General features: G+C 70.1%; 16 protein-coding genes. 4 read left to right on the top strand and 12 right to left on the bottom strand.

Annotation, left to right across the window (positions count from 1 at the left end; all coding sequences use genetic code 11):
- Window positions 1-116 precede the first annotated feature (116 nt).
- The 3 genes from M2283_RS39195 to M2283_RS39185 form a co-directional block, all read right to left on the bottom strand.
- Complete coding sequence (locus tag M2283_RS39195) at window positions 117-290, bottom strand: CsbD family protein (RefSeq protein ID WP_280881298.1); 174 nt, start codon at window positions 288-290, stop codon at window positions 117-119.
- Between the two features lie 73 nt (window positions 291-363).
- Window positions 364-726: a glyoxalase gene (locus M2283_RS39190; protein WP_280881297.1), complete on the bottom strand. Its 363-nt coding sequence runs from the start codon at window positions 724-726 to the stop codon at window positions 364-366.
- Window positions 727-728: 2 nt separating this feature from the next.
- Complete coding sequence (locus tag M2283_RS39185; RefSeq protein WP_280881296.1) at window positions 729-1,541, bottom strand: trans-aconitate 2-methyltransferase; 813 nt, start codon at window positions 1,539-1,541, stop codon at window positions 729-731.
- A gap of 89 nt (window positions 1,542-1,630) precedes the next feature.
- Here M2283_RS39185 and tamR point away from each other — a divergent pair, with 89 nt between their 5' ends.
- Window positions 1,631-2,128 (top strand): MarR family transcriptional regulator TamR, encoded by a 498-nt coding sequence (gene tamR, locus M2283_RS39180; protein ID WP_280881295.1) that lies wholly within the window; start codon window positions 1,631-1,633, stop codon window positions 2,126-2,128.
- Between the two features lie 261 nt (window positions 2,129-2,389).
- Here the strand turns inward: tamR and M2283_RS39175 are convergent, their stop codons facing one another.
- A complete protein-coding gene (locus M2283_RS39175) occupies window positions 2,390-3,163 on the bottom strand; it encodes a response regulator transcription factor (RefSeq protein ID WP_280881294.1) in 774 nt (257 codons plus the stop codon).
- 258 nt (window positions 3,164-3,421) lie between these two features.
- Between M2283_RS39175 and M2283_RS39170 the strand changes: the two genes are divergently transcribed.
- Entirely contained in the window at window positions 3,422-3,877 is a 456-nt protein-coding gene (locus tag M2283_RS39170; RefSeq protein WP_280881420.1) for a GNAT family N-acetyltransferase, read from the top strand.
- Here the strand turns inward: M2283_RS39170 and galK are convergent.
- From galK to galT, 3 genes are read right to left on the bottom strand one after another with little or no spacing between them, the layout of a single operon-like run.
- Window positions 3,870-5,024 carry a galactokinase gene (gene galK / locus M2283_RS39165; protein ID WP_280881293.1) on the bottom strand — a complete coding sequence of 385 codons (1,155 nt, stop codon included), beginning with the start codon at window positions 5,022-5,024 and terminating at the stop codon, window positions 3,870-3,872. The two genes, M2283_RS39170 and galK, sit on opposite strands and share 8 nt — an antisense overlap.
- Window positions 5,024-5,989 carry a UDP-glucose 4-epimerase GalE gene (galE, locus tag M2283_RS39160; protein WP_280881292.1) on the bottom strand — a complete coding sequence of 322 codons (966 nt, stop codon included), beginning with the start codon at window positions 5,987-5,989 and terminating at the stop codon, window positions 5,024-5,026. The genes galK and galE overlap by 1 nt, the downstream gene beginning before the upstream one ends.
- Window positions 5,986-7,047: a galactose-1-phosphate uridylyltransferase gene (galT, locus tag M2283_RS39155; protein ID WP_280881291.1), complete on the bottom strand. Its 1,062-nt coding sequence runs from the start codon at window positions 7,045-7,047 to the stop codon at window positions 5,986-5,988. The genes galE and galT overlap by 4 nt, the downstream gene beginning before the upstream one ends.
- Before the next feature lie 125 nt (window positions 7,048-7,172).
- On the opposite strand from galT, the gene M2283_RS39150 reads away from it, so the two are divergent.
- Both M2283_RS39150 and M2283_RS39145 read left to right on the top strand, forming a co-directional pair.
- Window positions 7,173-8,882: a sodium:solute symporter family protein gene (locus tag M2283_RS39150; RefSeq protein ID WP_432423186.1), complete on the top strand. Its 1,710-nt coding sequence runs from the start codon at window positions 7,173-7,175 to the stop codon at window positions 8,880-8,882.
- A gap of 21 nt (window positions 8,883-8,903) precedes the next feature.
- Entirely contained in the window at window positions 8,904-9,224 is a 321-nt protein-coding gene (locus M2283_RS39145) for a hypothetical protein (protein WP_280881289.1), read from the top strand.
- 14 nt (window positions 9,225-9,238) lie between these two features.
- Here the strand turns inward: M2283_RS39145 and M2283_RS39140 are convergent, their stop codons facing one another.
- The 5 genes from M2283_RS39140 to M2283_RS39120 all read right to left on the bottom strand — a co-directional run bounded on the left by M2283_RS39140 (window position 9,239) and on the right by M2283_RS39120 (window position 17,093).
- On the bottom strand, window positions 9,239-9,931 hold the full coding sequence (locus M2283_RS39140) for a helix-turn-helix transcriptional regulator (RefSeq protein WP_280881288.1): 693 nt from the start codon (window positions 9,929-9,931) through the stop codon (window positions 9,239-9,241).
- A gap of 322 nt (window positions 9,932-10,253) precedes the next feature.
- A complete protein-coding gene (locus M2283_RS39135; protein WP_280881287.1) occupies window positions 10,254-12,077 on the bottom strand; it encodes a PQQ-binding-like beta-propeller repeat protein in 1,824 nt (607 codons plus the stop codon).
- A gap of 49 nt (window positions 12,078-12,126) precedes the next feature.
- Complete coding sequence (locus tag M2283_RS39130; protein ID WP_280881286.1) at window positions 12,127-13,938, bottom strand: PQQ-binding-like beta-propeller repeat protein; 1,812 nt, start codon at window positions 13,936-13,938, stop codon at window positions 12,127-12,129.
- Window positions 13,939-14,127: 189 nt separating this feature from the next.
- Complete coding sequence (locus tag M2283_RS39125; protein WP_280881285.1) at window positions 14,128-15,930, bottom strand: ABC-F family ATP-binding cassette domain-containing protein; 1,803 nt, start codon at window positions 15,928-15,930, stop codon at window positions 14,128-14,130.
- Window positions 15,931-16,001: 71 nt separating this feature from the next.
- Entirely contained in the window at window positions 16,002-17,093 is a 1,092-nt protein-coding gene (locus tag M2283_RS39120; protein WP_280881284.1) for a peptidoglycan recognition protein family protein, read from the bottom strand.
- Window positions 17,094-17,162 lie beyond the last annotated feature (69 nt).

Genomic DNA, 17,162 nt, shown 5'->3' with positions numbered 1-17,162 from the left:
CCCGGCGCACTGCTCCGGCACACGAGAAGGCGGGCCCCTGCCGTCCCAGGCAGGGGCCCGCCTTGTTTCCCCGGCGCCGGCCCTACTGTGCTCGAGCCCCTCGGCGCCCGAGCACGTCAGTGCTTGAAGACGTCCTTGGTCTTCTCCTTGGCCTGGCGCGCGTCGCCCTTGGCCTGCTCGGCGCGGCCCTCGGCGGTCATCCGCTCGTTGCCGACGGCACGGCCGACGGTCTCCTTGGCCTTGCCCTTCATCTGCTCGGCCTTGGCCTTGCCCTTCTGCTCTTCAGCCACCGTTCATCACTCCAAATTTCGGGTCGGATTCCGGTGTCGTCCTTCGGGTAACCGGCCCGCCCCGGAGCAAACCTCATCCCCTCGGCTCCAGGAACTCCAGCCGGTTGCCCACCGGGTCGTCCGCGTAGAACCGCAGCTGACCCGGGAGGTCGTCGTCCCAGGTCACCGCCACCCCATGCGTCTCCAGCCGGGTCGCGTACGCCTCGATGTCCGTGACCCGCAGACCGGGGTGCGCCTTCCTGGCGGGCCTGAAGTCGGCCTCGATCCCCAGGTGCAACTGCACAGCCCCCGCCCGGAACCAGCACCCGCCCCGCGCCGCGAGCACCGGCGGCTTGGGCATCTCGGTCATGCCGAGGACGTCGACGTAGTAGCCGCGCAGCAGCTCCTCGGAGCCGGGCGGGGCGGCGAGCTGGACGTGGTCGACGGCCGCGAGCACCGTCAGTCCCCCTTGCGGGCGACCGCGAAGATACGGCGGAACGGGAACGGGGTGCCGTACCCGGTCGCCGGATAGGCCTCGCGCAGGGCGGCCCGGTAGGCGGCGAGGAACTCCTCCCGCGCGGCCGGGTCGTCGGCGAGGGCGGTCAGCACCGGCCGCAGCCCGGTCCCCTTCACCCAGTCGCGGACCGGGTCCTCCCCGGTCAGGAGATGGACGTACGTCGTCTCCCAGACGTCGACCGCGCAGCCGAGCGCGGTCAGCCGCTCCAGATAGGTCTCCGGCGCGAGCACGGCGTCGTCGTGGCGCAGGGTCTCGGCGAGGCGGTCGCGGAAGCGGGCGGAGTGGGCGAGGTCGCGCATCAACCGGTGGCTGGGGGCCGAGAAGTTGCCGGGGACCTGGAAGGCGAAGGTGCCGCCGGGGGCGAGGGCGGCGACCCAGTCGGCGAAGCGGTCGACGTGTCCGGGGACCCACTGGAGGGTGGCGTTGCTGACGATCAGGTCGTACATGCCCTCGGGCGCCCAGGTGCGGACGTCGGCGTAGGAGAAGTCCAGGCGCCCGCCGCCGGCCGTCGGTCCCTCGTACTCCACGAGCGCCTTGTCGAGCATCTCCGGCGAGTTGTCGTAGCCGACGATGTGCGCCGTCGGCCAGCGCTCGGCGAGCAGGGCCGTCATGTTGCCGGGGCCGCAGCCGAGGTCGGCGACGCGGGGCGCCGGGGACGGCGGCTGGGGGATGCGGGCCAGGAGGTCGGTGAAGGGGCGGGCGCGGTGGTCGGCATGGCGGAGGTACTGGGCCGGGTCCCAGGTGGGAGTGGTCATGACCTCCACCTTCCCCGTCGATATATCTTGATGTCAAGAGACTTGACCTCAAGAGACTTCACGTCGACACAACCACTACACTGATCGTCATGGAGGACGAGGTCGATCGGCTGGTCGCAGCGTGGCGCCGGGAGCGTCCGGACCTCGACGTGGAGCCGTTGGAAGTGCTCAGCCGGGTGAGCAGGCTGGCCCGGCACCTGGATCGGGCGCGCCGGCTGGCTTTCGCCGAACACAGCCTGGAGCCCTGGGAGTTCGACGTGCTGACCGCGCTCAGGCGCGCGGGAACGCCGTATCAGCTCTCCCCGGGGCAGTTGCTGACACAGACTCTGGTCACCTCGGGCACGATGACCAACCGCATCGACCGGCTGGCCCAGAAGAGCCTGGTGGAGCGGCTGCCCGATCCGAGCGACCGGCGCGGGGTGCTGGTCCGGCTGACCGACGAGGGCCAGGACCGCGCGGACCAGGCCCTGGCCGGACTCCTCGCGCAGGAGCGCGCGATCCTCGCCGAGCTGTCACGTGCCCAGCGCGGCGAACTCGCGGGCCTGCTACGCCAGCTGACCGCCCCGTTCGACAACATCCCCGGCTGAGGGCTCCGCCGGTCGCGCGGTGCCGAACCCGCGGGCCGGTGGAACTGGCCTGCGGACCGATGGGGGCTGGTGGGCGCTCATGCGACAGCAGCCGCACCGCCCCGTGCCCCCTGGGACTGCCCGGCGGATCATGACGGCGTCGCGGGAGTTGCCCGGCCGAGGCGCACCGCACCTCACAGTCGGCCCGCTCCGCCGGACGGACGCCAGCCCCGCTCGGCCCGGACACGCTGTCCCCCACAGCCCGTCCGATCCGCCGGAGGCCTACGCGCTGTGGGTCTCCTCCGCCCCGATTCGTGCCGTGGGCTCCAGGTCGACGGGCCCGACCCCGGCCCGGCGCGCGAGCGCGACCGCGGCGAGGGTGGAGTGGACGCCCAGCTTGCCCAGCACGTTCTGCATGTGGGTGCGGACGGTGTGCGGCGAGAGGAACAGCCGCTCGGCGACGGCCTTGCGGCCGAGTCCTGCCACCATGCACCGCAGCACTTCCCGCTCCCTCGGCGTGAGGGACTCCACCAGCCGCTCGCTCTCGGTGCGGTGCTTGCGCGCCGCCGTGAGCTCCCGCAGGACACCCGTGAGCAGGGCCGGCGGCAGATGCGTCTCGTCGCGCAGCACCCCCCGGATGACCGTAAGGAGCCGGGACAGCGAGCAGTCCTTCGCCACCCACCCCGAGGCCCCGGCCTGCAGGGCCAGTGCGGCCCGCCGGGGATCGTCCTTCTCGGCGAGCACGACGATCCGGACGCCCGGCTGGGAGGTACGGACGCCGGCGACCAGAGAGATCCCGTCGACCAGCCCGTCCTCGCCGGCTTCCTGGAGCGGCACCGCGGGCCGGACTCCCGGCACGTTGCCCCCCAGGTCCGAGTCGACGAGCAGCACGTCGTAGCGGCGCCCCTCGGCGGATGCGCGCTCCAGACTGCGCACCGCGGCGGGACCGCTGCCGGCGGCGGATACGTCGACATCGGGCTCGGCGGCCAGTGCGGCAGCGAGCGACTCGGCGAAGATGCGATGGTCGTCGACGACCAGGACACGAATGCGAACCACGAAACCCCCTTCCCCAAGCTCTCGAAGAGCAGGGGATACCTCATCGTCGGGAGACGACACGGGCGCAGGTACGACGCCCGAAGCGCGATGGCTGTGCACGGCCGCCGCCATGCGAAAACTGCTACCCCCACTTCGGGTGCCGTACCCGACTTGTCTCGCCCCCTGATCAGCACCGGCCCCCACCGGTGCCGTTCATCAGGGTACGGCTGGGGGGCGGGAGCGGAAGGTAATTTGCAGAACTGGTTGGCCAGCGCGTTTATGGTGAGCCGCATGTTTCGTCTTGAGACAGAAATCGACAGGGCTCGGCGCGATCTTCTCCGTTCCCGGCTCCTGGACACCAATACGGCGGCCTCACCGGTGCTGCGCGCGCTGCGCGGAACGCCCGCGGAACGTGAACTTCCGCTCCATGTCTGGGCGTTGGACGAGGCGGGCGAGCTCGCCGGCGGACTGGTCGGGCACACCTGGACGACCTGGCTGCACGTGACGTACCTGTGGGTCGACGGCCGCCACCGCGGCTCGGGGCTCGGCTCGCGGATCCTGTCCACGGCTGAGCGCATCGCGCGTGAGGAGCGGGGCTGCGGAGCGTCCCGGCTGGAGACGTGGGACTTCCAGGCGCCGGAGTTCTACAAGAAGCAGGGGTACGAGGTGGTGTGCGTGATCCCCGACTATCCGCCGGGGACCACCGAGTACACCTTGACCAAGCGGCTCAGCTGAGCCGGCGCGCGCCCGGCGAGGGCACCGCCTCGAACACCCGCGGCGCGAGGAAGCCCGCCGTGGCGAAGGCCTCTTCGACGGCCTTGGTGATGGTGTCCACGTCCGCGGTCTCCGCCAGCACGATCGCCGAGCCGCCGAAGCCGCCGCCGGTCATCCGGGCACCGAGCGCGCCGGTGGCGACGGCGGTGTCCACGACGAGGTCCAGCTCCGGGCAGGAGACCTGGAAGTCGTCGCGCAGCGAGGCGTGACCGGCGACCAGCACCGGGCCGATCGCGCGGGTGTCGCCGGCCTCCAGGAGCCCGACCACCTGCTCCACCCGCTCGTCCTCCGTGACGACGTGGCGGACCAGGCGGACCACTTCCTCGTCGTCGCCGAGCCGGGCCAGGGCCGCGTCCAGCTCGTCGTAGGGGATGTCCCGCAGGGCGTCCACGCCGAGCAGCGCCGCGCCCTTCTCGCAGCCCGCGCGCCGCTTGCCGTACTCGCCCTCGCTGTGCGAGTGCTTGACCCGGGTGTCGACGACCAGCAGACGCATGCCCTCGGCCGCGAGGTCGAAGGGGATCTGCTTCTGCGAGAGGTCCCGGGTGTCGAGGAACAGGGCGTGGCCCTGCTCGCAGCACGCCGACGCGGTCTGGTCCATGATGCCGACCGGGGCACCGACGTAGACGTTCTCCGCGCGCTGGCACAGGCGGGCCAACTGCCAGCGCTTGAGGCCCAGTTCGTACAGGTCGTTGAGCGCGAGGGCGACGACGACCTCCAGGGCCGCCGACGACGACAGGCCCGCACCCGCCGGGACCGTCGAGGCCAGGTGGATGTCCGCGCCGGTGACCGGGTGCCCGGCCTCGCGCAGCGCCCAGAGCACACCCGAGGGGTACGCCGTCCAGTCGCGGTCGCTCTCGGGCACGAGGTCGTCCAGGGACAGCTCCACGACCCCGCTCTCGACGTCCGAGGAGTGCAGCCGCAGCACCCCGTCCGTGCGGCGCGAGACCGCCGCCACCGCGGTGTGCGGCAGCGCGAACGGCATCACGAAGCCGTCGTTGTAGTCGGTGTGCTCGCCGATCAGGTTGACCCGGCCCGGCGCCGCCCAGACGCCCTCCGGCTCGGCTCCGTACAGCCCGACGAAGTCCTCACGGACCTGCTCTGCCCCCACTACTGCTCCCTTGCGATCTGCTGCGCGAACTCCCAGGCGTCCGCGACGATACCCGCGAGGTCCGCGCGGGACGGCTGCCAGCCCAGCTTCTCGCGGGCGGCCTGCGCCGAGGCCACCAGCGACGCCGGGTCGCCGCCCCGGCGCGGGGCCACCACCTCGGGGATCGGGTGGCCGGTGACCTGGCGGACGGTCTCGATGACCTGGCGGACCGAGAAGCCCTCGCCGTTGCCCAGGTTGCAGATGAGGTGCTCGCCGGGGGTGGCGGCGCCGAGGGCGAGCAGGTGCGCCTCGGCCAGGTCGGCGACGTGGATGTAGTCGCGCACACAGGTGCCGTCCGGCGTCGGGTAGTCGTCGCCGAAGACCGAGATCGCCTCGCGCCTGCCCTGGGCGACCTGGAGGACCAGCGGGATGAGGTGCGACTCGGGGTCGTGCCGCTCGCCCTGCGCGCCGTACGCGCCCGCCACGTTGAAGTAGCGCAGCGAGACCGCGCCCAGGCCGTGGGCCGCCGCCTCGCCGGTGATCATGTGGTCGACGGCGAGCTTGGAGGCGCCGTAGGGGTTGGTCGGGGCGGTGGGCGCGGTCTCGACGATCGGGACCTCGGTCGGCTCGCCGTAGGTGGCGGCCGTGGAGGAGAAGACCAGCTTGCGCACGCCCGCCTCGCGCATCGCGCCGAGCAGCGCCATGGAGCCGCCGACGTTGTTCTCCCAGTACTTCTCGGGCTTCACGACCGACTCGCCGACCTGCGAGGAGGCGGCGAAGTGCAGGACGCCCTCGTAGGAGGAGTCGAGCCACTTGGCGGCGTCACGGATGTCGCCCTCGACGAAGGCGGCCCCGGCCGGGACACCCTCGCGGAAACCGGTGGACAGGTTGTCGAGGACGGTGACCTCGTGGCCGGCTTCCAGCAGATGCCGGGCGACCACGCTGCCGACGTACCCGGCGCCGCCGGTGACCAAGTACTTGCTCATGAACTCGCTACCTCTCGCAGACGCTGGGCCGCGCGCTCCGGCGGCACGTCGTTGATGAACACGCTCATGCCGGACTCGGAGCCCGCGAGGAACTTCAGCTTGCCGGAGGTGCGGCGGATGGTGAAAAGCTCCAGGTGCAGCGCGAAGTCGTCACGGCTGACGCCGTCGAACTCCGCCAGCGCGCCGAACGGCGCCTGGTGCCAGCCCGAGATGTAGGGCGTGGGCGGTTCACCTTCGCCGAAGATCCGGTCGAAGCGCCTCAAGAGTTCCAGATAGACCTGGGGGAACTCTGTGCGCGCGTCCTCGTCCAGGCCCAGCAGATCGGGCACCCGGCGCTTGGGATACAGGTGGACCTCGTAGGGCCAGTGCGCCGCGTACGGCACGAAGGCCGCCCAGTGTTCACTCTCCAGGACGACCCGCTCACCGCCGAGTTCACGCTTCAGGACGTCATCGAAGAGGTTCTCCCCGCCGGTCGCCTTTTTGTGCTGCGCGAGTTGACGCAGCATCAGGGCGGTGCGGGGGGTGGTGAAGGGGTAGGCGTAGATCTGGCCGTGCGGGTGACCGAGCGTCACGCCGATCTCCTCGCCGCGGTTCTCGAAGCAGAACACCTGCTCCACGGAGGGGAGATGCGACAACTCCGACGTACGGTCCGTCCACGCGTCGAGCACCAGCGCCGCCTGTTCCTCGGTGAGGTCGGCGAAGGAGGCGTTGTGGTCGGAGGTGAAACAGACGACCTCGCAGCGGCCGGAGTCGCCGGCCAGCGAGGGGAAACGGTTCTCGAAGACCACGACGTCGTACGACGAGTCGGGGATCTCGCTCAACCGGCCGTCCCGCGAGGGACACAGCGGGCACTCGTCGGCCGGCGGGTGATAGGTGCGGCCCTGGCGGTGCGAGGCGACGGCGATGGAGTCGCCGAGCAGCGGATCACGGCGGATCTCGGAGGACGTGACGGTCGGCTCCAGCGGGCGCCGGTCCACCGCGTCCCGCACGGTGTCGTCGCGCAGATCGTAATAAATCAACTCGCGACCGTCGGCCAGCCGGGTCGAGGTCTTCTTCACTGCGGACTCCCGTTGTTCGAGCCAGCCAACCACCAAACAGAACCGAACACACCAAAACACAACTCACCACCTCAGTCAACATCACAATCAATCAAGGTGAGACAACGAACGTGTTGAATTACTGGGTGCAGAACCCCACATATGCCCCTGAGTCCCCCCAATCGACTGTGCAACTGGCAGCCGAGCTGCGACTCCCCACCAACTGGCTCGACTACACGATCCTCGGCATCTACTTCGTCGTCGTGCTCGGCATCGGCTTCGCCGCCAAACGCTCGGTGAAGACCAGCCTCGACTTCTTCCTCTCCGGTCGATCGCTGCCCGCCTGGATCACCGGTCTCGCCTTCATCTCGGCCAACCTCGCCGCCACCGAGATCCTCGGCATGGCGGCCAACAGCGCGCAGTACGGCGCGTACACCGTGCACTGGTACTGGATCGGCGCCATCCCGGCCATGGTCTTCCTCGGCCTGGTGATGATGCCCTTCTACTACGGCAGCAAGGTCCGCTCGGTCCCTGAGATGCTGCTGCTGCGCTTCGACAAGGCCGCACACCTGCTGAGTTCGATCCTGTTCGCCTTCGCTGCCATCCTGATCGCGGGTGTGAACCTGTACGCCCTTGCGATCGTGGTCGAGGCGCTGCTCGGCTGGCCGCAGTGGGTGGCCATCCTGGTCGCCGGCTTCTTCGTGCTGGCGTACATCACCCTCGGCGGTCTCTCGTCCGCGATCTACAACGAGGTGCTGCAGTTCTTCGTGATCCTCGCCGCGCTGATCCCGCTGGTCGTGCTCGGCCTGAAGAAGGTCGGCGGCTGGGGCGGCCTGACCGACAAGCTCGACGCGAGCCACGGCCACAACTTCACCACCGCGTGGGGCGGCACCGGCATCGGCAGCGACAACCCGCTCGGCGCGAACTGGCTGACCATCGTGCTGGGTCTGGGCTTCGTGCTGTCCTTCGGCTACTGGACGACCAACTTCGCCGAGGTGCAGCGCGCCCTGTCCGCGAAGAACCTGTCCGCGGCCCAGCGCACCCCGCTCATCGCCGCGTACCCGAAGGTCTTCATCGTGTTCCTGGTGATGATCCCGGGCCTGGTCGCCGCGGCGCTCGTCCCGAAGATCGGCACCAGCGGCTCGGACCTGCAGTACAACGACGCGATCCCGTACCTGATGGAGCAGTTGCTGCCCAACGGCGTCCTCGGCATCGCGGTGACCGGACTGCTCGCCGCGTTCATGGCCGGCATGGCGGCCAACGTGTCGTCCTTCAACACGGTGTTCACCACCGACATCTGGGGCAAGTACGTCGTCACGGACCGCGAGGACGCGTACTACGTCCGCTTCGGCCGGCTCATCACGGTCATCGGCGTCGCGGCCTCGGTCGGCACGGCGTTCCTCGCCTCGTCGTTCTCGAACATCATGAGCTACCTCCAGACCCTGTTCTCCTTCTTCAACGTGCCGATGTTCGTCGTCTTCATCGTCGGCATGTTCTGGAAGCGGGCCACCCCGAAGTCCGGCTTCTGGGGGCTGCTCGCGGGCACGGTCACCGCGATGGTGAACTACTTCTGGATCTACAAGCAGGGGATCATCTCCATCCCCTCCGACCAGGGCGCCAACTTCGTCTCCGCGATCGCCGGCTTCGTGGCCGGTGCGGTGGTCATGTTCATCGTGTCCCTGTTCACCCAGCCCAAGCCGGCCGAAGAGCTCCAGGGCCTGGTCTACGGCACCACCTCGCCCGGCATGACCGAGGCGCCCGCCGAGGGCGACGACGCGTGGTACCGGCGGCCCGCCCTGCTCGGTTGGGGCGCCGTGATCCTGGCGGCCCTCTGCTACATCCCGTTCTCGTTCTGATCGCGGGAGGATTGAGAGACCATGTCTGAAAACTCCGGGCACCCCGGACACTCAGGGCACGACGTCCAGCGCGAGGTCAGTGAGCTGGAGGGCAAGTCCACGACGGCCTCCCGGCTGTTCGACCTGCGGTTGATCATCGGTGGCCTGTTCGTCCTCTACGGCGTCATCGTCACGATCGCCGGGATCAACCCGTCGGACTCCTCGCTCGACAAGTCCGAGGGCATCAACATCAACCTGTGGACCGGGATCGGGATGCTGCTGCTCGGCATCTTCTTCCTGGGGTGGGTGAAGCTTCGGCCGGTACCTCCGGTGGAGATCGCGAAGGAGGACGAGGGGGCCTAGGCCGCTTCCGTTGGTTACAGGTCCGGGCCCGCTGAGTTGTTCACCGGGCCCGCCCTGTCCAGCAACCCCGTCCTCGCCGCCAGCGCCGCCGCCTCCAGCCTCGACCCGACCCCCAGTTTCATCAGGACCCTCTGCACGTGGGTGCGGGCCGTGGACGGGGCGATGCCCATGCCGGCGGCGATCAGGCGGGTGTCCTCACCGTCTGCCACCCGGACCAGGACCTCGACCTCTCGCGGGGTGAGCATCTGCAGCAGGCGTTGGCCCTCGTCGTCGGGCTGGGCCGCCGGGTTGAGCAGTTCGCTGAAGGCGCCTTGGAGCAACTGCGGTGCTACGGCTGCCTCGCCCGCCCTCGCCTTCATGATCGCCCGCTCGACGCCCTCGATGCGTTCGTCATGGCGTACGTAGCCGGAGGCACCCGCCGCGAAGGCCGCGGCGATGCCGCGTGGGCTCGGTACCGGGCCCAGGACCAGGACCGCCACCTGCGGACGCTCCCGTTTGATCTTCACCACCGGGTCGAACATGCCCGGTTCGGCCGGTGTGGCCGTCCCCATCAGGCACACCTCCGGTGCCCGGCTGATCACCAGTTCCGCCGCACCGGCGGCAGGTGCCGCCGCGGCCAGGACCCGGTGTCCCCGCAGCTTCAGCGCCGAGGCCAACGCCTCGGCGAGCAGTCGGTGGTCGTCGACCACCATCAGCCGCACTCCCATCGAGCAACCCCCCAGTCCCCCCAATGGATCCCCATGGACGCGCCACCGCGGACGCCGTAATGCGGACGCCCCCTGTGGACGCCCCACTATGGACGCCCGCTGGTCCGCGCGGCCAGAAGCCCCCCTCCGGCTCCCCCGCCCTCCATGACCCCGGAAGCTACACGCTTGTTCGACGTTGCGCTCCCCCTACCGGTGAGAAGTGCCCTGGATCGACGGATTTTCTGGCTTTCCACTCATTCGAGGGTGATGAGCGGTACGCGCACGGCCCCGCCCCTGAGCAGGGGCGGGGCCGTCACGGAACGGAGGTGGTTCAGCCGTCGGTTCAGCCGCTGGTGCCGAAGGCGAGCGCCAGATACTCCTTGTCGCCCGCGGTCGACGAGGAGTCGGCGTAGACCGCGGACATGTAGAGGTGGCCCTGCCGGTAGATGATCTCCGAGTACTCCGGCAGCATGCGCGACTCGGCGTCGCGCACCGACTCGGTCGCCGGGTTCTCCAGCAGGGTGGTCTCCTTGAAGGAGCCGGCGTCGAGGCTGACGATCTGGCCGCCTTTGTCGTAGGGCGGGCGCTTGTACGCGATCAGGTTGGTGCCGTCCATGCGCAGCGGGGTGATGGTGTAGCCGTCGCCCGCGTCGCCGCGCTGGCCGGTCTGCTTGCCGGTGGCGAGGTCGAAGACGACGACCTCGTTGCTCTCGCCGTGCTCGCCGCCGCTGTCGTGCTCCTCGGTCGGCACGTACAGCCGGTCGTTGCCGACCGCGAGACCCGTGCAGTTCTCGATCCGGGAGATGCCGTCGCACTTGGCCGCGTACTGGTCGCCCGGCGCCGAGATGCGGGTGCGCAGCTTGCCGGTCTTGTTGTCGATGGAGAAGAAGTCCGAGATGCCGCTGCCGTCGCCCGCGGTGTCGCCGACGTCGGCGGCCACCACCAGCGGGTTGGTGGACACGACGGCCGCGTACTCGATGCCGTCGGACATCTTGTACTCCGAGATCACCTTCCCGGACTTCGGGTCGATGGTCTGGATGTGCAGCTGCCGCTGGCCGTACGCGCCGCACTTGCGCACCGCGACCAGCTTCTCGCCGCCGGCGTACCCGGCGTCGTAGCAGCTGTCGGTCGGCTTGGGAGCCCACAGCGACTTGCCGCTGGTGATGTCGAACGCGCCGCCGCCGCTGGTGCCGCCGACCGCGACCGTGTTCGCGCTGACGGTGACGTTGTCGAAGTTGATCGGGGTGTCACCGGTCTTGACCGTCTTGGTCCACAGCTTCTTGCCGGCGGAGAGGTCCAGCGCCGCGACCTGGCTGCAGCCGTGCGCGGGCTCGGCCTTGGTCGGCATGGCGGGCTCGTAGACGACCGCCGTCAGGCCGCCGTCGGTGGCGTACTTGCTGGACTGGCAGATCGGGCCGGGCAGCTTGATCGTCCACAGCTTGGTGCCCTTGTCGGGGTCGTAGCCGTCGACCTCGGCGATGCCGCTCTTGACGTACGCCTTGTCGGTCAGCCACGAGCCGTTGACGGCGACGCTGTTGACGCCCTTGGCGACCTGGGGCTCGGGGACCTGGAAGAGGACCTGGGAGGCTGTGTTGGCGGGCACCTTCTCCTCGCCGCCGGAGGACGTGCCGCCGGTGTCGCCCTTGTCGTCCTTGCCGCCGGTGGGGCCGGCCGAGCTGGCCTGCTTGTCCTTCTTGTCGTCGTCCTTGCCGGACGAGGAGTACCAGATGCCGCCGCCGACGATCAGCGCGATCGCCACGACCGCCGACACGATGATCGCCACCTGCGCGTTGACCTTCCGCCCGCCGCCCGGCTGCCCCGGCTGCGGGTGCAGCGGCACGGTGGTCGGCTGCGGATAGCCGTAACCGGGCTGCTGGCCATAGGGGTTGGGCGCCTGGCCGTACGGATTGGGCTGCTGTCCGTACGGGTTGGGCTGCTGGCCCGGGTAGCCGTACCCCGGCTGCTGCGGCTGCTGCGGCGGCGGCTGGGGCGCCTGCGGGGCGCCGAAGCCGGGCTGCTGCGGGGGTGCGGGCGGCGGGCCCTGGGGCGGCGGCGCCTGCGGATAGCCGTAGCCCGGCGGCTGTTGGGGCTGCTGCGGCTGGTCCTGCGGTGGGCCGAAACCGGGCTGCTGCGGAGGCTCGTTGGGCGGTGGTGGCGGCTGGGTCATGGCGTGAGTACCTCGGGGACGGGAGCGGCGGCGGGTCGCGGGAGAAGGGTCACTTGCCGAAGGCCAGCATCAACTTCTCCTTCGTGTCGTCGTTCCCGGACAGCCGTGTGGTCGCGAGGTAGAAGCGCCCGTCGACCCAGTCGAAGACCTTGGAGTAGAAGCCGCTCTCGACGCCCGCGGTGCTCGCCGGGTTCTGCAGCAGCTTGACCGGCTTGTGCGACGAGCCGCCGATGGGGATCGACACGACCTGGCCGCCGGTGGCGTACGACGGCTCCACGTACGCGAGGAGCTTGCCGCCCTCGGTGCGCAGCGGCAGCATCGACTCGTCCGCCGGGGACTTGACGCGCCACTTCTCCTTGCCGGTCGCCAGGTTGATCGCGACGACGTCGTTCGGTCCGCCGGAGGCCTCGGTCGGCAGGTAGAGCGTGGTGGAGTCGACCGCCACGCCCTGGCAGCCCTGCAAATCGCGCTGGAGGATCGCCCAGCCGCACGAGGGCGCGAAGTCCTCGTCGAAGCTGACCTGCGAGCGGAAGGTGCCGTTGGAGCCGAAGGTGGAGATGTTCCAGGCCTTCTTGTCCTCGTTGGTGCTGTAGACGACGACCGGATCGACCGAGTACGTCCGCGCGACCCGCCAGCCCTTGTCGAACTTCTGCGTCCACTTGACCTTGCCGGTCCGCGGGTCCAACTCCTGCATCTCGTCGTGCTCGTTGGTCCCGGTGGCGTCGCAGGACGCGACGGAGAGCAGCCTGCCGCCGCCCGCGAACGCGGTCGGGAAGCAGGCGTTGCCGTACTTCGACTTGTCGAACAGCTTCTTGCCGGTGCCGACGTCGTAGGCCACCCCGGACTGCGAGCGGCCCACCATCAGCGTCTTGCCGGTGATGGACATGCTGATGGTGATGGTGCTGTCGAACAGGGCGCCGTCGGCGAGCGTGGCGCTCCAGCCCTTGGCGCCGGTGTTCAGGTCGATCTGCTGGAGCTTGTTGCACTCGGCCCGGTCGCTGGTGCCGCTCTCGTAGGCCACCACGACCTTGTCGTCGGCGGACTTCTGCGGAGTGACCGAGCAGATCTTCTGCGGGAACGTGAGCGCGTCCCAAGTGGGGTTGCCGTCACCGACGTTGAAGGCGAAGACCTGCTTGTACGCCGCCTTCACCACCGTCTTGTCGGTGATCCACAGGCCGGGTGCGTCGGCGCCCGAACCGGGCGCGTTCGGCGCCTCCTTGTACCAGAGCACCTTCGACTCGCCCGCCTTGCGGCCGGAGTTGAGGTCCTCTGGGTCGGCCCCGCCGTCGCCGCTGCCGTCACCGGGGTTGACCGGGGCGGACGCGGACGGCTTCGCGTCGTCGCTCTTCCGGGCGACCGGCTTCTTGTCCTTGCTGTCGTCGCCACCGCCACTGGTGACGGCGAAGACCACACCGCCGATGAGGGCGAGCGCGACGACGGCCGCCCCGACGGCGAGCCCGGGCTTGCCCTTGAAGGGATTGCGGGAGCCGCCCCCCGGGGGCGGCGGCATGCCGGGGCCGCCCGGGTACTGGGGCTGCGGCGGGTAGCCGTACCCCGGCTGTCCGTACGGGCCCGGCTGCTGCGGCTGGCCGTAGGGACCCGGCTGCCCGTAGGGGCCGGGCTGTTGGGCGTACTGGCCGGGCTGGGCGTACGGTCCCGGCTGGCCGTAGGGACCGGGCTGCTGCTGGGGTGCCTGCGGGTAGCCGTAGCCCGGCTGGGGCGCGGCGGACGGCGGGCCCTGCGGAGGCGGCGGGGTCTGCGGCGGGCCCTGCGGAGGCGGCGGCATCTGGGGCGGCGGCGCGCCGAATCCGCCTTGCGGCTGCTGCGGTGGCTGCTGCGGCTGGTCCGGCGGCTGAGTCATCAGCGCGTCTCCCCCTCGTTCACTGATTTTTAGCCACCCCGGACTGTGTCGGGCCCGGAGTCGTCCTCAGAAAGTTCTCAGACGGCTCTTTCTATCACCCGGCACCGACAAAGCATCGGGCCGGTTCAACCCCTGTTCCCAAGGGAGAACCGGCCCGTGATACCGCCGTTACGCGCCTTCACGCACCCTTCACGCGTCCTCGGCGAGATCCAGCCAGCGCAGCTCCAGCTCCTCGCGCTGCCCGGCGAGATCGCGGAGTTCGGCGTCCAGTTCGGCCACCTTCGCGAAGTCCGTCGCGTGCTCGGCGATCTGCGCGTGCAGCTTGGTCTCCCGCTCGGAGACCTTGTCCAACTGCCGCTCGATCTTCTGGAGTTCCTTCTTCGCGGCCCGCTGGTCGGCGGCGCTCTTCTCGGCGACGGGCTTCACCGTGACCGGCGCCGCGGCGGCGGCCGCCTCCTCCATCCGCTTGCGCCGCTCCAGGTACTCGTCGATGCCGCGCGGCAGCATCCGCAGGGTGGCGTCGCCGAGCAGCGCGAAGACCCGGTCGGTGGTGCGTTCGACGAAGAACCGGTCGTGCGAGATGACGATCATCGAGCCGGGCCAGCCGTCGAGGAGGTCCTCCAGCTGGGTCAGCGTCTCGATGTCGAGGTCGTTGGTGGGCTCGTCGAGGAAGAGGACGTTGGGCTCGTCCATGAGCAGGCGCAGCAGCTGAAGCCGCCTGCGCTCACCACCCGACAGGTCCCCCACCGGCGTCCACTGCTTCTCCTTGTTGAAGCCGAACGTCTCGCACAGCTGCCCGGCGGTCATCTCGCGCCCCTTGCCGAGGTCGACGCGCTCGCGGACCTGCTGGACGGCCTCCAGGACCCGCAGGGTCGGGCTCAGTTCGGCGACCTCCTGGGAGAGGTAGGCGAGCTTGACGGTCCGGCCGACGGTGACCTTTCCCGCGGCCGGCTGGGTGTCGCCCTCGCTGCGGGCGGCCTCGGCCATGGCCCGCAGCAGGGAGGTCTTGCCGGCGCCGTTCACGCCGACGAGGCCGATCCGGTCGCCGGGGCCCAGCTGCCAGGTGACGTGCTTCAGCAGCACCTTGGGGCCGGCCTGGACGGTCACGTCCTCCAGCTCGAACACCGTCTTGCCCAGACGCGAGGAGGCGAACTTCATCAGCTCGCTGCTGTCCCGGGGCGGCGGCACGTCCGCGATCAGCTCGTTGGCGGCCTCGACGCGGAAGCGCGGCTTGGACGTCCGGGCGGGGGCACCGCGGCGCAGCCAGGCCAGCTCCTTGCGGACCAGGTTCTGCCGCTTGGTCTCCTCGGTGGCGGCGATGCGCTCGCGCTCGGCGCGGGCGAAGACGTAGTCGGTGTAGCCGCCCTCGTACTCGAAGACATCGCCCTTCTGCACGTCCCACATCTGGGTGCAGACCTGGTCCAGGAACCACCGGTCGTGGGTCACGCAGACGAGCGCGGAGCGGCGCTCGCGCAGGTGCCGGGCGAGCCAGGAGATGCCCTCGACGTCGAGGTGGTTGGTGGGCTCGTCCAGGATGATCAGGTCCTGGTCCTCGATCAGCAGCTTGGCGAGCGCGATACGGCGCCGCTCGCCGCCGGAGAGGGGCGCGATGACGGTGTCCAGGCCCTGCGGGAAGCCCGGCATGTCGAGCCCGCCGAACAGTCCCGTGAGTACGTCGCGGATCTTGGCGTTGCCGGCCCACTCGTGGTCGGCCATGTCCCGGATGACCTCGTGGCGGACGGTGGCCGTGGGGTCGAGCGAGTCGTGCTGGGTGAGTACGTCGAACCGCAGCCCGCCGGAGTGGGTGACGCGTCCGGTGTCGGCCTCCTCCAGCTTGGCCAGCAGCCGGATCAGCGTCGTCTTCCCGTCGCCGTTGCGACCGACCACCCCGATCCGGTCACCCTCGGAGACTCCGAGCGAGATGCCGTCGAGCAGCGCACGCGTGCCGTACACCTTGCTGACGTTCTCGACATTGACCAGATTGACGGCCATTACTCTCCTGACAGGGGGGACGGTCAGCCACCCAGACTAATGCGCGCCGGGCGGCTGCCGATCCCCGCAGGTCAGGACGCTGCCGCTGATCTGACTTCGGCCAGGAGGTCGTACATCGTCTGGCCCGGGCAGTCCGTCTCCAGCCAGTCGCGGTGGCCGCTGACCGTCTCGTTGTCCTTCTTCACGCCGTTGACCGGGTTGGTGTACGTGATCTTCGCCTGCGGGTCGAGGCCCTTGAAGCGGGCGATGACCTTGATCAGGCGGGTCAGCGAGGCCTTGGCCGCGTCGGTCGGGGCCTGGTCGACGAGGTTGCCGATCAGGGCGATGCCGAGGTTGCCGGAGTTGAAGCCCGCGGTGTGGAAGGCGGTGACGAGGTCGCCGTCGGGGTCGAAGGCGGGGACGCCGTCGTCGCCGGAGTAGCGGCCCTCGTAGACGTTGCCGTCCTCGTCGATCAGGAAGTGGTAGCCGATGTCGCCCCAGTCGAGGGTGACCGCGTGGTACTCGTAGATCGCGCGGACGGTCGCCGCCGGGTCGGGATCGTTGTTCGGCGTGTCCGTGTGGTGGACCGTGATCGCCTGCAACGCGTAGTACGCCTCGGGCGAGTTGACCTTGCCGTCCTTGTACCGCTTCGACTCGTCGGCGCCCCAGGCCGGCCGGGACAGGTACTGCACTCCACGCACGCGCGTGGCTTCCGTCGGCACCTTGAAGGTGCGGTCCGGGCCGCCCGTGGTGTCGATCGCGAGCGAGCGCAGCGCCGTCGTGGCGTCCGGCGCCTTCAGCGCGTACGCCGTGGCGCCGCCGGACGGGACCAGGGCCGTACCGCCGTCATCGACGGTCGCGCAACCACCGCCGAGGGTCTGCCAGTTCGCGTCGCCCGGGAAGCGGATCCCGGCACCGTCCTGCGCGCCGCTCCAGCGGACGCCGACGTAGGTCGCGGTGAACGCGGTCGTCGCCGTGCCGGTACCGGTCGAGGCGGCGGACCGGGTCGCCGGGAACGACTCGGGCTTCGTACCGGAGTCGGCCTCGGCGTCCCCGGACTCGGTGGCCGCGAAGACCGCCGGGGTGAGCGCGGCGCCACCGGCCACGGCCGCGGCGGCTCCGATCACTCCGCGTCGGGACAGGGGGCGCTTCCTGCGGTGGGTGGGGGTGGGGGGTTCGGACACGTGCGTGACCCTTCGGGGAGTTCGCGTGGACGCCAGCGTTTGAAGTGTCAACGACCCTATCCACCCCAC

This window comes from Streptomyces pseudovenezuelae (assembly GCF_029892565.1).
GTDB lineage: Bacteria > Actinomycetota > Actinomycetes > Streptomycetales > Streptomycetaceae > Streptomyces > Streptomyces pseudovenezuelae_A.
The sequence above is the reverse complement of the archived record's forward strand: the minus strand, read 5'-3'. Positions and strand labels throughout refer to the sequence as shown.

What these genes read in the sequence shown, in the direction of transcription:
- M2283_RS39140 (WP_280881288.1), bottom strand. Translation starts at nt 9,931, where the DNA reads ATGGGAGTGCGGCTGATGGTGGTCGACGACCACCGACTGCTCGCCGAG.
- tamR (WP_280881295.1), top strand. Translation starts at nt 1,631, where the DNA reads ATGGAGGACGAGGTCGATCGGCTGGTCGCAGCGTGGCGCCGGGAGCGT.
- M2283_RS39170 (WP_280881420.1), top strand. Translation starts at nt 3,422, where the DNA reads ATGGTGAGCCGCATGTTTCGTCTTGAGACAGAAATCGACAGGGCTCGG.
- M2283_RS39145 (WP_280881289.1), top strand. Translation starts at nt 8,904, where the DNA reads ATGTCTGAAAACTCCGGGCACCCCGGACACTCAGGGCACGACGTCCAG.
- galE (WP_280881292.1), bottom strand. Translation starts at nt 5,989, where the DNA reads ATGAGCAAGTACTTGGTCACCGGCGGCGCCGGGTACGTCGGCAGCGTG.
- M2283_RS39135 (WP_280881287.1), bottom strand. Translation starts at nt 12,077, where the DNA reads ATGACCCAGCCGCCACCACCGCCCAACGAGCCTCCGCAGCAGCCCGGT.
- M2283_RS39185 (WP_280881296.1), bottom strand. Translation starts at nt 1,541, where the DNA reads ATGACCACTCCCACCTGGGACCCGGCCCAGTACCTCCGCCATGCCGAC.
- M2283_RS39125 (WP_280881285.1), bottom strand. Translation starts at nt 15,930, where the DNA reads ATGGCCGTCAATCTGGTCAATGTCGAGAACGTCAGCAAGGTGTACGGC.
- M2283_RS39130 (WP_280881286.1), bottom strand. Translation starts at nt 13,938, where the DNA reads ATGACTCAGCCGCCGGACCAGCCGCAGCAGCCACCGCAGCAGCCGCAA.